The 15,446-nt window shown below is 60.6% G+C and carries 11 protein-coding genes and 1 pseudogene; 3 read left to right on the top strand and 9 right to left on the bottom strand.

What is annotated here, in order from left to right:
- Window positions 1–121: 121 nt before the first annotated feature.
- The 3 genes from hutU to hutC form a co-directional block, all read right to left on the bottom strand.
- Window positions 122–1,807, bottom strand: a complete 1,686-nt coding sequence (gene hutU, locus CLU80_RS15395) for a urocanate hydratase (RefSeq protein ID WP_093430052.1) — start codon at window positions 1,805–1,807, stop codon at window positions 122–124.
- A gap of 450 nt (window positions 1,808–2,257) precedes the next feature.
- Window positions 2,258–2,827, bottom strand: coding sequence for a HutD/Ves family protein (locus CLU80_RS15390; protein ID WP_099757758.1), 570 nt, complete (start codon window positions 2,825–2,827; stop codon window positions 2,258–2,260).
- The gene (gene hutC, locus CLU80_RS15385) at window positions 2,824–3,534 is read right to left on the bottom strand and encodes a histidine utilization transcriptional repressor HutC (protein ID WP_286079823.1); all 711 of its coding nucleotides are present in this window, start codon (window positions 3,532–3,534) and stop codon (window positions 2,824–2,826) included. The genes CLU80_RS15390 and hutC overlap by 4 nt, the downstream gene beginning before the upstream one ends.
- Window positions 3,535–3,679: 145 nt before the next feature.
- Between hutC and CLU80_RS15380 the strand changes: the two genes are divergently transcribed.
- Window positions 3,680–5,044, top strand: coding sequence for a formimidoylglutamate deiminase (locus tag CLU80_RS15380; RefSeq protein WP_099757756.1), 1,365 nt, complete (start codon window positions 3,680–3,682; stop codon window positions 5,042–5,044).
- Between the two features lie 119 nt (window positions 5,045–5,163).
- On the opposite strand, the gene CLU80_RS15370 is transcribed toward CLU80_RS15380, so the two are convergent.
- Both CLU80_RS15370 and CLU80_RS15365 read right to left on the bottom strand, forming a co-directional pair.
- On the bottom strand, window positions 5,164–5,733 hold the full coding sequence (locus CLU80_RS15370; protein WP_099757755.1) for a lipocalin family protein: 570 nt from the start codon (window positions 5,731–5,733) through the stop codon (window positions 5,164–5,166).
- Window positions 5,734–5,763: 30 nt separating this feature from the next.
- Complete coding sequence (locus tag CLU80_RS15365; protein ID WP_034152995.1) at window positions 5,764–6,018, bottom strand: lipoprotein; 255 nt, start codon at window positions 6,016–6,018, stop codon at window positions 5,764–5,766.
- A 281-nt stretch (window positions 6,019–6,299) separates the two neighbouring features.
- Between CLU80_RS15365 and CLU80_RS30660 the strand changes: the two are divergent.
- Window positions 6,300–7,334, top strand: a pseudogene (locus tag CLU80_RS30660) (HAMP domain-containing protein); the annotation flags it as partial.
- A 93-nt stretch (window positions 7,335–7,427) separates the two neighbouring features.
- Window positions 7,428–8,192 (top strand): methyl-accepting chemotaxis protein, encoded by a 765-nt coding sequence (locus CLU80_RS30655; RefSeq protein ID WP_371748298.1) that lies wholly within the window; start codon window positions 7,428–7,430, stop codon window positions 8,190–8,192.
- Window positions 8,193–8,375: 183 nt separating this feature from the next.
- Here the strand turns inward: CLU80_RS30655 and CLU80_RS15355 are convergent, their stop codons facing one another.
- The 4 genes from CLU80_RS15355 to CLU80_RS15340 form a co-directional block, all read right to left on the bottom strand.
- On the bottom strand, window positions 8,376–8,978 hold the full coding sequence (locus CLU80_RS15355) for a DUF924 family protein (RefSeq protein WP_093430047.1): 603 nt from the start codon (window positions 8,976–8,978) through the stop codon (window positions 8,376–8,378).
- 3 nt (window positions 8,979–8,981) lie between these two features.
- Window positions 8,982–9,992: a class 1 fructose-bisphosphatase gene (locus tag CLU80_RS15350; RefSeq protein WP_093430046.1), complete on the bottom strand. Its 1,011-nt coding sequence runs from the start codon at window positions 9,990–9,992 to the stop codon at window positions 8,982–8,984.
- A gap of 328 nt (window positions 9,993–10,320) precedes the next feature.
- A complete protein-coding gene (locus CLU80_RS15345) occupies window positions 10,321–11,685 on the bottom strand; it encodes a DUF3999 domain-containing protein (RefSeq protein WP_099757753.1) in 1,365 nt (454 codons plus the stop codon).
- Complete coding sequence (locus CLU80_RS15340; RefSeq protein ID WP_099757752.1) at window positions 11,682–15,254, bottom strand: DUF2339 domain-containing protein; 3,573 nt, start codon at window positions 15,252–15,254, stop codon at window positions 11,682–11,684. Before CLU80_RS15340 ends, CLU80_RS15345 begins: the two co-directional genes overlap by 4 nt.
- Window positions 15,255–15,446 lie beyond the last annotated feature (192 nt).

Genomic DNA, 15,446 nt, shown 5'->3' with positions numbered 1-15,446 from the left:
GGTAGTGCTGCTTTTCTGTGGGAGCGAGCTTGCTCGCGAATAGGCCAGCACAGTCAACATCTGTGCTGGCTGACAGATTGCTTTCGCGAGCAAGCTCGCTCCCACATAAAGCCAAAGCGTGTTACTTACCGCCGGTAATCATCGGCAGGTTCAGCCCCTGTTCCTTGGCGCAGTCGATGGCGATCTGGTAACCGGCATCGGCGTGACGCATGACACCGGTGGCCGGGTCGTTGTGCAGTACGCGCGCAATACGCTCGGCCGCTTCGTCCGTACCGTCGCAAACAATCACCATGCCCGAGTGCTGCGAGAAGCCCATGCCGACGCCGCCGCCGTGGTGCAGGGAAACCCAGGTCGCGCCGCTCGCGGTGTTCAACAGAGCGTTGAGCAGTGGCCAGTCGGACACAGCGTCGGAACCGTCCTGCATCGATTCGGTTTCACGGTTCGGGCTAGCGACCGAGCCGGAGTCGAGGTGGTCGCGACCGATCACGATCGGCGCCGACAGCTCGCCGCTGCGGACCATTTCGTTGAAGGCCAGACCGAGCTTGGCGCGCAGGCCCAAACCAACCCAGCAGATACGTGCCGGCAGCCCCTGGAAGCTGATGCGCTCGCGGGCCATGTCCAGCCAGTTGTGCAGATGGGCGTCGTCGGGGATCAGCTCTTTGACCTTGGCGTCGGTTTTGTAGATGTCTTGTGGATCGCCCGACAGCGCCGCCCAACGGAACGGGCCGATGCCACGGCAGAACAGCGGACGGATGTAGGCCGGTACGAAACCCGGAAAGTCGAAGGCGTTTTCGACGCCTTCTTCCTGCGCCATCTGACGGATGTTGTTGCCGTAGTCGAAGGTCGGAATGCCTTGCTTCTGGAATTCCAGCATCGCTTTGACGTGCACCGCCATCGACTGCTTGGCGGCTTTGATCACAGCGGCCGGTTCGGTCTTGGCGCGGGCGCGGTATTCGTCCCAGGTCCAGCCCGCCGGCAGGTAACCGTTGAGCGGATCGTGGGCGCTGGTCTGGTCGGTGACCATGTCCGGGCGTACGCCGCGCTTGACCAGTTCCGGGAGGATTTCTGCGGCGTTACCCAGCAGCGCGATGGAAATCGCTTTACCTTCTTTGGTGTATTTGTCGATGCGCGCCAGGGCGTCGTCGAGGTCTTTGGCCTGCTCGTCGACGTAACGGCTTTTCAGGCGGAAATCGATGCTGACTTGTTGGCATTCGATGTTCAGCGAGCAAGCGCCGGCGAGGGTTGCCGCCAGAGGTTGTGCGCCGCCCATGCCACCGAGGCCAGCGGTCAACACCCACTTGCCGGTGAGGTTGTCGTTGTAGTGCTGGCGACCGGCTTCAACGAAGGTTTCGTAGGTGCCTTGAACGATGCCCTGGCTGCCGATGTAGATCCAGCTGCCCGCGGTCATCTGGCCGTACATGGCCAGGCCTTTGGCGTCGAGCTCATTGAAGTGTTCCCAGCTCGCCCAGTGCGGGACGAGGTTGGAGTTGGCGATGAGTACACGCGGGGCGTTGCTGTGGGTCTTGAACACGCCGACCGGCTTGCCGGATTGCACCAGCAGGGTCTCGTCGTCATTCAGGTTGGTCAGGCTCTCGACGATTTTGTCGTAGCACTCCCAGTTACGCGCGGCGCGACCGATACCACCGTAAACCACCAGCTCTTTCGGGTTCTCGGCGACTTCCGGGTCAAGGTTGTTCATCAGCATGCGCAGCGGCGCTTCAGTCAGCCAGCTCTTGGCGGTCAGCTTATTACCGCGGGCAGCGCGGATCTCGACGTTACGAAACTTTGTAGGCTTATTGTCAGTCACGAAAAAGACTCCTCAGCGATCAATTCAAACCAACCCTGGCAGTGGGCAAGCAGCCTGTGCGCTTCGCTGCGCGACAAGCGAATCAGTGGACGCTGCGGAGAGTCTCGAACAACTCATACGCATACGTCTTTACTTGTACATACAAGCATATGCAATCAAGCGGCCAACTTGTTGGAGGGGTGTTCAAGAAAAATCCTGGGCACGGCTGGAGGGCGCCTGAATCAAGGGTTCGGGCGTGGATGAAATTTTTTCGTGGGGATGATTCAGGGCGACGGGACTTTGTTACGTGAGCGTGGTTTTGCGCCACGCTGGGGCGTTCGGTAACAAGTTGGTGCGTGGGTTGGGAACACCCCAAAAGCAAAAGATCGCAGCCTTCGGCAGCTCTTACAGGGCGTACATCAATCCCATTGTAGGAGCTGCCGAAGGCTGCGATCTTTTAAGATTTTTCAATCAGCGGGCAGTCAGCTCAATGACACAGCAACCCGCATCAACGGCAACTTCGACCAGCCCGCTGTTGCCGTCCAGTTGCAGACAGTCATGTCGCCCCAACTGCGAAACACTGTCACCAACCTGCACTTGCAGCAGCTCACTGACACTGAACACCAGCACCGTTCCCGCCGAACTGAAGAGCCGCTGCTCACCGTCCAGCCACTGCAACCGCGCGCTGTAACGCTGCGGCGCATAGATCAGGTTGAAATCGCGAATCGCACCGCCTAACAGCGTGCACGACACCTGGCTCTCACCACTGAAAGCAAACGGGTCGAGCGGTAACAGCGGCCGCGTATCGTCGCCGTCAACGCACAAGGTCATGCCGTCACCCTGCAACACGGTGATCACCCGCTGGTAACCGGCGAACGTCGAAAAACCACCCGACTCAGCGATGTCGGCAATCGACAGGCGCCAGCCAAAACCGTCCAGGCCGGCCCCCGCGTCACGGGTGATTTCTTCAGTGCTGCCGCCACCGTTTTTCCACGGCATGCGCGGGTAGCCTTCGGCGCGTAAAACCTTCACTTGAGTCATTTATGAAAGCGTCCTTCCAGACGATGACGGGAACCTGGGTGAATCAGTCGAGCGGCGGTAACCGGCTGGCGCCCTGACCACGTGCGGCGACGAATCAGCAAACACGGCTCGCATTTTTCAATCTGCAGCAACTTGCACTCGGAGGGCTCGGCCAGAATCGCTTCAACCACGTGCTCGCCCTCAGTCAGCGGCGCCACCTGATTGAGATACGCGTAAGGTGTCTGCAGAGTGAAATCCTGCTTGAGGTATTCCGGCGCGACCAGTGCGTTGACGAAACGGTCTTCGATTTGCACCGGAATATCATTTTCGTAATGCACGATCAGCGAGTGGAACACCTTCTGCCCTTCACGCATGTCCAGCGCCAGCGCGCGCTCGGAACCGGCAGCCTCTTCTTCAAGAGTGATGACCTGGCAGGTATGGCGATGGCCACGGGAGGCGATTTCGTCGGCGATGTTGTGCACTTCGAACAGCGCAGACTGGCTCTTCGGTTCGGCGACAAAGGTGCCGACGCCTTGCATGCGCACCAACAGACCATCGGCAGTCATCTCGCGCAGGGCGCGGTTGATGGTCATGCGGCTGAAACCGAGTTGATTGACCAGCTCGCTTTCGGACGGCACGCGGTAGTGCGGCGGCCAGTTTCCGCTGTCGATCTGCTGGGTGATCATCTGTTTGACGCGGGCGTACAAGGGCGCCGGACTGTCGCCCATGTTCGCGGCCAACGGGGAGACTGGAGGCGGAGTCGGCACGGTTGATCCCTGTTCATTGGTGAAAGTGGCTAGCTTGCCGGAGTTTACCGGGCAGGCAAACGTCTGTATATGTATATACAAATAACACACGATGGGGTGCCGAACCATGTCCGCCTTCTTTGCCGAACGCGCGCTGCTGCCTAACGGATGGGCCAACAATGTACGTCTTGAGGTCAGCGCCGATGGCCTGCTGACCCAGATTCAGGCCGATTCCACCGCAGACGGCGCCGAACGGCTGAGCGGCCCGCTGCTGCCGGGCATGCCGAATCTGCACTCCCACGCCTTCCAGCGGGCGATGGCGGGTCTGGCTGAAGTGGCCGGCAATCCGAACGACAGTTTCTGGACGTGGCGCGATCTGATGTATCGGCTCGTCGGAAAAATCAGCCCGGATCAACTCGGCGTGATTGCCCGTCAGCTGTACATCGAAATGCTCAAGGCCGGTTATACCTCCGTCGCTGAATTTCACTACGTGCACCACGACAACAATGGTCAGCCTTACGCCGACCCGGCTGAACTGGCCTTGCGCATCAGCCAGGCTGCGAGTGAAAGCGGCATCGGTCTGACCCTGTTGCCGGTGCTCTACAGCCATTCCGGTTTCGGTGGCCAGACGCCCAACGATGGCCAACGCCGCTTTATCAACAGCACCGAAAATTACCTGAATCTGCAATCGCGCCTGCAGCCAATGTTGGCGCAGCAAAAGGCGCAATCGCTGGGCCTGTGCTTCCACTCGTTGCGCGCGGTAACGCCGCAGCAGATCAGCGAAGTACTGGCCGCCAGCGACAAGCAATGCCCGGTGCACATCCACATCGCCGAACAGCAGAAGGAAGTCGACGACTGCCTGAGCTGGAGCGGTCGGCGTCCGCTGCAATGGCTGTATGAAAATGCCGAAGTCGATCAGCGCTGGTGCCTGGTCCACGCCACTCATGCCAACCCTGAAGAAGTCACGCTGATGGCCAAGAGTCGCGCCATTGCCGGTCTGTGTCTGACCACCGAAGCAAATCTGGGCGACGGGATCTTCCCGGCGGTGGATTTCCTCGCTCAGGGTGGGCGCATGGGTATCGGTTCCGACAGCCATGTGTCGCTCAGCGTGGTGGAGGAATTGCGTTGGCTGGAATATGGTCAGCGTCTGCGCGATCAGCGGCGTAACCGTTTGTACGGTGCAGATCAGCCGATGGTCGGGCGCACGTTGTATGACGCGGCGCTGGATGGCGGTGCGCAGGCGTTGGGGCAGCCGATCGGGGCGCTGGAAGTGGGCAAGCGTGCAGACTGGATCGTGCTCGATGGCAATGACCCGTATCTGGCGACGGCCAATGGCGACGGGATTTTGAATCGCTGGTTGTTTGCCGGTGGCGATCGGCAGGTGCGCGACGTGTTGGTCAATGGTCAGTGGGTGGTGCGCGATGGTCGACATGCCGGGGAAGAAGCCAGTGCGCGAGCGTTCACCCAAGTCCTGCGCGACCTCCTCGGCTGACGCATAACCAAATGTAGGAGTGAGCCTGCTCGCGATCGCAGTGTGTCAGTCACTTATTGGTGCTCTGACACAACGCTATCGCGAGCAGGCTCACTCCTACATTGGTTTTGTGGTGTTCTTTAGTTTGAGGTCTTGGCCATCTGCCGATCTGTCGCACGCCAGATCAGTCGCGTGGTGTCATAACCCTGCTGACGCGCCTTGCTCAGCAGCTCTTCACGCACCACGCCGTTGACAGTCGGCGTGCGTGACAGCAACCACATGTACTTGCGACTCGGGTCGCCGACGATGGCGGTCTTGTAGTCATCGCTGACGTACAACACCCAGTATTCACCTTTCGCCACACCCGGAATCAGACGTGAGAACCAGGTATCGAATTCGACCCACAGCTTGTCGGTCTTGCCCGGCACCTGTGGATAAGCCGTGCCCTTGGCTTCTTCCCATTGCCAGTCCGGTGTCAGGCAGCGATTGAGCACCGCGACATTGCCGTCCGGCTTGAGGGTGTAATGGGCTTCGGACTGCGCGCAATTGCGCTGGAAGTACATCGGCAAGCGCGCCAGCTCGTACCAGGTGCCTTGATAGCGCTTGAGATTGACGCTGTTGACGGTTTTCGGCGCCAACGGGTCGACGCCGGAAGTGGCGCAGCCGGCCAGTACCAGGCCGGCAAAAAGGATCAGCAATAACCGCTTCATTTTTCTTCTCCGTGGGCGCGAAGCCCCGGTTTACTTCAGGCCTTGGCCGGAAAACATCAGCACTTTGTCACCGGCGTACTGCACGCTGATAAAGCTGTTCTTGTCGCCCCAAGTGCAACTGGACATGCCGAGCGCGCCCGAGCAATCGGTGGGCTTGCCGAGCAGAGTCTCGACTTCGGCCTTGGCCATACCGGCCGAGAGCTTCGAATAGTTTTCCTGATTGACCTTGCTGCATGCGGCCAACAGCACGCAAAACGACAGAAGGGCGAGAGATCGCAGCGACATGGTGTAACTCCTGGAACGAGGGGGGATGGCATGGTGCCAACCAGAAGCTTAGAAGAGAAAACCCTCATCTGGTTCCGTGGCTGGACGGCTATTTATTAGCCCGCTCGTCCGGCATTTGCCGATAAATCAGCCACTTTTTAACGCTATTGAGCATTTCGTCGCATTTCGCCAAAGACGCCTAATCTTTGGCGCAACGCGGTCGACATAAAAGCAGCGCAAAGCCCCAGAGTGTGGCAAATTGCCGCCCTTTCTTGACCAGCCCCTTCGCGGTAGTTCATTCGATGACCAGAAACATGAAATTCAGCCACAAGATCTTGTTGGCTGCCGCCCTCGTGGTGGCCATTGCGTTCGCCTGTTTCATTTTCTTCAACGACTATCGACAGCGCGAAGCCTTGAACAGCAGCACCGAAGCCTCGATGCAGGAGCTGGGCAGCCTGACCACCAGCAACATCCAAACCTGGCTGGAAAGCCGCATTCAATTGCTGCAATCGCTGTCGCAGCAAGTCGCCGTCGACGGTAACGCTCCCGCCAGCCTGAAACGCATCATCGACCTGCCCGCCTACACCGGCAATTTCCAGCTCAGCTATTTCGGCGGCGCTGACGGCGTGATGTTCTCGGTGCCGGCCGGCAATCGCGCGCCGGATTACGATCCGCGTGCACGTGGCTGGTACAAAGCGGCAAACAGCGCACAACAGACCATCGTCACCGAACCGTACATCGCCGCGTCCTCGGGCAAACTGGTGATCACTGTCGCAACACCTGTTCAGCGCCAGGGCCAGATGCTCGGCGTCGCCGGTGCCGACATCGACCTGACCAGCGTCAGCGCGATCATCAACTCGCTGAACTTCGGTGGCCACGGTCACGCATTCATCGTCAGTGCCGACGGCAAGATCCTGATCCACCCGGACAGCAAACTGGTACTCAAGACCCTTGCCGAGGCCTATCCCAATGGTGCGCCGAAAGTCAGCCCGGGTCTGAAAGAAGTCGAGCTCGACGGCAAAACCCAACTGATCTCCTTCACCCACATCAACGGCGTGCCGTCGGCCGACTGGTACGTGGCGCTGGTACTCGATAAAGACACCGCGTTCGCAATGCTCAGCGAATTCCGCACCTCGGCGCTGATCGCCATGGTTATTGCCGTGGTGATCATCATCGCCCTGCTCGGCATGCTCATTCGCGTGCTGATGCAACCGTTGCTGACCATGGGCCGCGCGATGCACGACATCGCCGAAGGTGAAGGCGACCTGACTAAACGTCTGGTGATCCACGGCAACGACGAGTTCGGCGCGCTAGGCACCTCGTTCAACCGTTTCGTCGAGCGCATTCACACCTCGATCCGTGAAGTGTCTTCGGCCACCGGCCAGGTCAACGAAGTCGCCCTGCGCGTAGTCGCGGCGTCGAACTCGTCGATGTACAACTCCGATCAGCAGTCCAGCCGTACCAACAGCGTCGCCGCCGCGATCAACCAACTCGGCGCCGCCGCCCAGGAAATCGCCCAGAACGCCGCCCTCGCCTCGCAGCACTCCAGCGATGCCCGCAGCCTCGCGGTCGACGGTCAGCAGGTTGTGGATAAAACCATCCAGGCCATGCAACAGCTGTCGGCGAAGATCAGCGATTCCTGCGGCAACATCGAAACCCTGAACAGCAACACGGTGAACATCGGCCAGATTCTCGAAGTGATCACCAGCATTTCCCAGCAGACCAATCTGCTCGCGCTCAACGCCGCGATCGAAGCAGCGCGTGCCGGTGAAGCTGGGCGTGGTTTCGCCGTGGTCGCAGATGAAGTGCGCAACCTCGCCCACCGCACCCAGGATTCGGCGCAGCAAGTGCAAAAGATGATCGAAGAGCTGCAGGTCGGCGCGCGTCAGGCGGTCAGCATCATGACCGAGAGCCAGCGTGAGAGTGAAAGCAGTGTCGGTATCGCCAACCAGGCCGGTGAGCGATTGGGTAGCGTGACTCAGCGTATCGGTGAGATCGACGGGATGAACCAGTCGGTAGCGACGGCGACTGAAGAGCAGACGGCGGTGGTCGAGTCGATCAATGTCGATATCAACGAGATCAACACGCTGAATCAGGAAGGTGTGGAGAACTTGCAGGCGACGTTGCGGGCGTGCTCGGATCTGGAGCAGCAGGCGGCGCGGCTGAAGCAATTGGTGGGTAGTTTCCGCATTTAAGATCAAGGGCTTTATCCCCTCACCCCAGCCCTCTCCCCCAAGGGGGGCGAGGGGGAAAGGGAGCCGATCGGGGGATTTTCCAGACCTGAGTTCGACTCAGAAATTGCAGGTCGATGTATCAAGACCAGACAACTCGGTCAGTCCCCTCTCCCTCCGGGAGAGGGCTAGGGTGAGGGAAAGCTCTTAAAACCGTGAACCCGGCTCGGAAAGAAACACCAACTCCTCCGCCGTAGACTCCCGCCCCAACACCGCATTGCGATGCGGAAACCGGCCAAACCGCGCAATCACTTTCCGATGCCGCTCGGCATAATCCAGATTATCCGCAAACACCGCCCGCTCCGCTTCCGGCTGTTCAGCCACCAGTTCGATAAACCTGGAAACCGCCTCGTTCTGCACCGCAAGATTCTCGCAGTGCTCAAACACAAGATAAATAAACACACGCTGAATCGGTTTCAACTGCCGATCAAAATCCGCCGCAATGCCTTGGGCAACGAGTTTCTGCGCGCGCAGATCGCCGGAAAACGCTTTTGGGGTGTCGCGAAAGATCATTCGCGGCAGTTGATCGAGCAATAACACCACCGCCAGCCAACCTTCGGGACGTTGCGTCCACGCGGTCAATTCGCCGGCCAGGGCCTGATCGACAAAGACCCCGAAACGCTCACGCGCTTCGAGGTCTTGGCTGTCTCGCTTACCGAACCACAACTTGCCCTTGTCAGCCGCTATCTCGTCGGGGGATTCGGCATGTCCGAACCACCAATCGAGCAACGGCTGCCAGGGCGCGGTCATGGTTTATTCCTTGTGGTAGGCCGTAGCGCGGGCGACTTCTTCTTTCGAACCGAGGAACACCGCTACACGCTGGTGCAGACCGTCCGGCTGAATGTCGAGGATGCGCTGGTGACCGTCAGTGGACGCGCCGCCCGCTTGTTCCACCAGGAACGACATCGGGTTGGCTTCGTACATCAGACGCAGTTTGCCTGGTTTGGATGGCTCGCGGCTGTCGCGCGGGTACATGAACAGACCGCCACGGGTCAGGATGCGGTGTACGTCGGCCACCATCGCCGCGACCCAACGCATGTTGTAGTTCTTTTTCAGCGGACCCTCTTCACCGGCCAGCAACTCGCCAACGTAACGTTGTACCGGGGCTTCCCAGTGACGCTGGTTGGACATGTTGATCGCGAATTCCTGGGTCGATTCAGGAATGGTGATGTCTTCGTGGGTCAGCACGAAGCTGCCCATTTCACGATCGAGGGTGAAGCCCTTCACGCCGTCGCCCAAGGTCAGTACCAGCATGGTTTGCGGGCCGTAGATCGCGTAACCGGCAGCAACCTGCTGGGTGCCTGGCTGCAGGAAGGCTTTTTCGTTCAGCGGCTCGTTCTGGCTCAGGTATTCGTTCGGGCAACGCAGTACCGAGAAGATGGTGCCGACCGGGGCGTTGATGTCGATGTTCGACGAGCCGTCCAGTGGGTCGAATACCAGCAGGTACGCGCCTTTCGGGTATTTGCCCGGGATCTGGTAGGCGTTGTCCATTTCTTCGGACGCCATGCCGGCCAGGTGACCACCCCATTCGTTGGCTTCGAGCAGGATCTCGTTGGAGATCACGTCGAGCTTCTTCTGCACTTCGCCTTGGACGTTTTCAGTGCCCATGCTGCCCAGAACACCACCCAGGGCGCCTTTGGACACGGCGTGGCTGATTTCTTTGCAAGCACGCGCGACCACTTCGATCAGGAAACGCAGATCGGCAGGAGTGTTATTGCTGCGGGTCTGCTCAATCAAATAGCGACTCAGGGTAACGCGGGACATGGACGGCTCCGGTGGAATGGGGGGCTAAAAACCCGCGCAGTTTACAGGGAGTCTGAAAACGTAGCGAGCGAAGACGCCCGGTAACGTGCGTTGGGGTGTATTTGCCTGTATGAGACGTGATTGTCGGGGGAGAGTTCAGGTAGCGGATTTAGCGTAGTCCGAAATCCGACGAAGGCCGATCGGTTTGGGATATGTATTGATTGAGATACCGCTTTCGTGAGCAGGCTCGCTCCCTCAGGGGGATTTGAGTGAACACACAATTGGCGTCCACTGCAGATCCACTGTGGGAGCTAGCCTGCTAGCGAATGGCGCGCAGCGCCAGCCTTTCTCAGGTGTTGGTCGGCGGCTTGCGCAATAGGCTGAACGCCATCGCCCCGAGAAAAACCACACTCAACAACAACACCGCCCACAGGCCGATCTTCTTCCAATTGGTCTCAGCCACCGCCGCCGTAGTCGCCGTAGAAGTCTGCGTAGCCACCACCTCACCCTGAACCACAGCCTTACCCAACCCCGCCAGCTTCTCCGGTTTGAAATCCGGAATCAGCGTCGCCAACGGCAAGTTCGCTGTCTTCACCGTCGCATTGCCCACCGCCAGACTGTACGGCCCCTCGCCCCGCGCGAGGAAAACCACCTGCGTCGCCCGCACCGCATATTTCAGACCCGGCGCCTGCTCACCCAAACCACCGCCACGCTCATCCACGCTCAGTTTCAACTGCTGCACGGTCTGCCCGTAGAGCGGCAATTCGTTCTGCACCACATCCTGACCATTCTGGCTCAGGCGATAGAGCAAGCCATTGCCCAACGTCTGCCACGGCAAGCTGCTTTCGCGACGCCCCGCCAGCGTCACCGGCGCCAGGCTGTTCGGCTGTTTCAGCTCGACCTGCACGCGCTCGACATTCAGCCCCATCGGCAACTGCCAGGTGTATTCCCCGGCCTTGGAGCTGCTGCCGGCCAATGCCGGCGACCAGACCAAAGGCAGCGGCACATTGCGCGGATCACTGCTTTTCAGCTGCGCCGACGCCAGGATCGGCGCCGAGTTCGGCGACTCCCACAACAACCGCACATAACGCGCCGACTGCCCCGGCAGCGTCACTTCGTGCTGCTCGATGCGCTCATCGGAAAAGGTCAGCCGCGCGACCTGCCCCTCGCCCCACGTTTGCCAGTGTTGCAGATCGTCGCTGGCTTCAATGCTGAAGCGCTGGAAGCCGTCGCGCTCGCTGGTCCAGTCGAGGATCAACTGCTGCAACGGCGCCTTGATCGCGCTGGCATCCAGCAGCCAGCCACGCAGCACCTCTTCACCCGCTTCCAACTGACTGGACGGCTGCACCTCGACCAGCGTGCCGTTGGTGGTCGATTGCACACGCACATTCGGCGCGCGTTCGCTGGCGTCGGCGGCGTTGTACAGCGGGAACCATTTCACCTCATGCAAGCGGCCGTCGTCCCGGGTCTGCGCTGATTCGCGCGCCAAGGCGTAGGCCTGCGCTTCGCCGGCAGCGTTGAACACACGCAGATCACTGAGATCGGTCTGGCGTGCCTGCAATTGCACGCTCAACGGCAATTCGAGGCGGTACCACGGACCGTTGCCAGTGACTGACAGCGGCACCTGCGTGGCGAAGTCCGCCGGTTTTTCCTGAGCGCCGGCCGCCATCACCACGCCCAACGCCAACCAACCCAGATTTCGCATGCGACTCAAGATGAAACTCCTTCGGTGTCCGGGGCCGGTTTGTCCGCCGCCGGTTCAGCGTCGACGCGTTTGGGCGGCAGTGGCGCGAAATAGCCGACCACCAGCAGCAACACGCCGACACCGATAAACGAGACGATCCGGGCGAGACCGCCACGGTTGCTCAATTCGACAAAAATCAGTTTGGCCACCACCAACGCAATCAGCGCCGCGCCGATCAGCCACACTTCGCGGCGATGGCGCAGATGGCCGCCGATCATCAACCCCAGCGCCATCAGCGTCCAGACGATCGACAACCCGGCCTGCACCAGCATTGAGGCGAGCAACGTATCCAGCTCGAACGGGATGCCGGCCCAATGGTGCGCCGCGCGGGTGACCAACGCGGTGCAAAAGGCGAACAGCGAAACCCCGGCGACCAGTTGCGTCGCGTAATCGGCGTAGTCCTGGCGAATCGACAGCTGCGAAACCGCGCTGCGCGACCAGACGTAAACACCGAACAATGCGAACAACAAACCCAGCTCCAATGGATTGAGCAGCGGCACGTATGGCAGCGGCTCGGCGTTGCCATCGCTGACACCATTCGCCAGCCAGAACCATGCGAGCATCAACACCGCCAACGGCGCAGCGGCGTACAAACGGTACTCGCGAGGGAATGCCGCCACCGGCCACGGCCAACTGCGCGGTGCCGCCGCCAGCAGCAGATACAGGCTCGGCAGAATCGCCCAGCCCAGCCAACGCCAGGCGTTGTATTGCTCGGACAACAGCAGCAGACCGTAGCGCAACTCCAACGCCAGCACGCCAATCAGCAGCCAGCAGCCGAGCACATGCGCCGCGCTCAAGGCGCGCGCCGGCAACATCGGCGCCAAACGTCGCAAGCTGAAGAAATGCACGGCGAACACTGCTGCCCACGCCAGCCAACCGAAATCGGCCGCCGGGTGATAACGCGAATGCCAGGCCCCGAGCAGCACCAGCGCCGCAGCCGGAATCAACAAGGTGCAAAGCAGGCCCAGCGCCGGCCATTTCAAGCGCAGCGACAACAGCGTCCACAGCGCCACGCTCAAAGCGGCGACCAGCAGTAACAACGGGCCTTGCAGATTCGGCGCAGCAAAACGCAGCACCTCGCTGACCCACGCCAACGCCCACCAACCGGCACCCCACAGCAGCAACACTTCTGACAAGCGCTGCAAACTCAACGCATCGAATGCCGAGGCGTGATTGCCCAGTTGCAGGCGCCAGGCACCGATCATCGCAGCCAAGCCCAGTACCAGCGGTGTCCAGAATCCGCCATGGGCCAACGGTTTCAGGCCTTCGCTGGACAGTGGCCCAAGCAACTCGGGGCCGGCCAGCAAAAACGCCGCGCCACCAATCAACTGCAACAGCAGACCAAAGACAAAACTTACGCGCTGCTTGAGGTACAGGCTCAGCCAGATGATCAGCAAACCACTCGCGGCCCACACCGCACTCGCCGTTTGCCATGGCAGCACGAACAGCACCGCCAGATTGATCAGCACCAGACCGGCCAGCAGCACCACCGACAAACCGCGTAACAGACGCACATCGCCACGCACCATTTCATCGCGAGCCGCCAACAGCATGCCGGCGATCAACGCCAGCCCGATCAACGACGCGCTGAGCAACCCGCTCCAGCCGGCGCTGAACACCGCCGCCGAATCCTCGCCCGCGCCTTGCAGACGCAACAGGAATAACGCACCGCCGAGCAACTGCACGGCAAACGCGCTGAACAGGAACGTGCGCGATTGAATGCGCAGACCGACCAACAGAGTTGCCAGCCCGGCCAGCGCCCAACTGATCGCCGTGGCTTGAACGAAGAAGAACAGCGGCGCCAGCAGATAGAGGACGGTCAGGCCCAGACACGCCAACACCGGCAAGCCTTGACGCTCCCAAGGCGAGGCTTGTTCCGGCGTGGCCTTGCGCAATTGATAGAAACTGAACAGCAACGCAATGCCGAGCATCAGCGCACCCAGCGGAGCACCGTCAAGCAGACTGCTCTCGCCGACGCGCAACTGACTGAGGAACGCCAACGCGGAACCCAGTTGCAGCAGCAAGGCAAACGCCCGGGCGAACGGTCGATGCTGACGCAAACCGAGCCAGAAAATCCCCGCGCCTTCCACCGCCCACGCCGCCGAGGTCCAACGCGCATCGAGTCCCAGCGGGATCGCCAGACTGGCAAAAATCACTCCGAGCGCCAGACAGGTTTCGCCCAGCAGAACCGCCCGGCCACCCATCAACACCTTGGCCAGTGCCATGTAGATCATGCCTAGCGCCAGCGCACTGAACGCTACGGCAAATTCCATATGCTGCACCAACGCAAACTGCAATCCGAAGCCAATGATCGGCGGTCCGAACAGCATCGTGCCGTCGACGTAATCGCCCTTGCGCGCCGACCAGTGCAGCAACGCTTCGCGATCGCCATCCGCAGGTGCGTCGAGCATGTCGAGCAACTTGCGGCGGGCGAACAGCAGGCCGATGGCGAGGTACATCAGGAAGAACAGAATCAGGAACGGTTCGGTGCTCCACAACAGCTCCGGCGCGTACGAACGCAGGCCCCAGGCGAAGCCGATGCCAAAGGTGCCGACGAAGCCGATCAGGTTGAGTAGACGCCAGGCCTTGAACCAGGCGATGGCAAGAATGCCAGCATTGAGTAGCGCGAAATAGCTGAACAGCGCGACGTGGTTGCCGGCGCCGGTCGAGGTCAGGATCGGCGCCGCGAAACCGCCCAATGCCGCCGCAGCCGCCAGCCCTAAAGCATCCTGAGTGATCGCCAGAATCGCCGAGAACACCGTCACCGCGACCAGCAATCCCAACGCAGCAGACGGATCGAGCAACGGGTGCAGGCGCATGGCCGCAAACACCGTCAAATACAGCACCGCGATCCCGGTGCCTTGCAGCATTAGCGCGTAATTGCTGTTGCGCCGGCGCAGCCACCAACCCAGCGCGAGCAGGCCCAACGCGGCCGCCGCGACACCGGCGTAACGCAACTCGATCGGCACGACCATGCCTTCGGTGGCGTAGCGCAATAGGAATGCCAGACCGAAAAACAGCAACACCACGCCGACCCGCAGCACGGTGTTGCCGCCAAACAGCCAATTGCGCGCAGCACTTATGCCGCGTTCGATGAGGTTCGGGCCACGGGGTTCGGCAGGTTGTTGCGGTTCGGGCGTCACGGCATCAAGGCGCCAGACATCAGCGGGCAGCGGTTGGCTGGTTTCGCTGGCGACGGCGGAAATCGGTTCGAGTTCGGGCGGCAGTTCCCAGACCAGTTCAGGTGCTGGAGCTGCTTCTACGACTGTGACTGGTTCAGCAACAGGTTCGGGACCCGGTGGCGGCGCGGCACGAACCGGGGCACCTTCGAGCAGAAACAGGCGCTGTTCGACGCCCTGCAAAGCGACCTTCGCCTGCTCAAGTTGACGTTGCTGCTCCAGTGCCAGCGAACCAAGCCGCGCGATGCGGATCGTCTGCCCGATCACCAGCCCCAGAAACGCGCCCAATAGCGCATCACTGAACGACTCGTCGAGCAGCCAGCCGAGCACCAGCCCGATCAACATGAACATCCATTGCATGGTCGATATCCCTAAGCAGCCCCAAGACGGGGCGAGTCCGGCGATTGCTTCAGTCTAGGCACAAACCCTGTGGGAGCGAGCCTGCTCGCGAAAGCGGTTTGTCAGCCAACATTTCTGTTTAACAAGACAACCGCTTCGCGAGCAGGCTCGCTCCCACATTGGATTGGTGGTGACTGGAGCTACCGGTAACCG

Source organism: Pseudomonas sp. 29, from assembly GCF_002754355.1.
GTDB classification, from domain to species: domain Bacteria; phylum Pseudomonadota; class Gammaproteobacteria; order Pseudomonadales; family Pseudomonadaceae; genus Aquipseudomonas; species Aquipseudomonas neuropathica.
The sequence above is the reverse complement of the archived record's forward strand: the minus strand, read 5'-3'. Positions and strand labels throughout refer to the sequence as shown.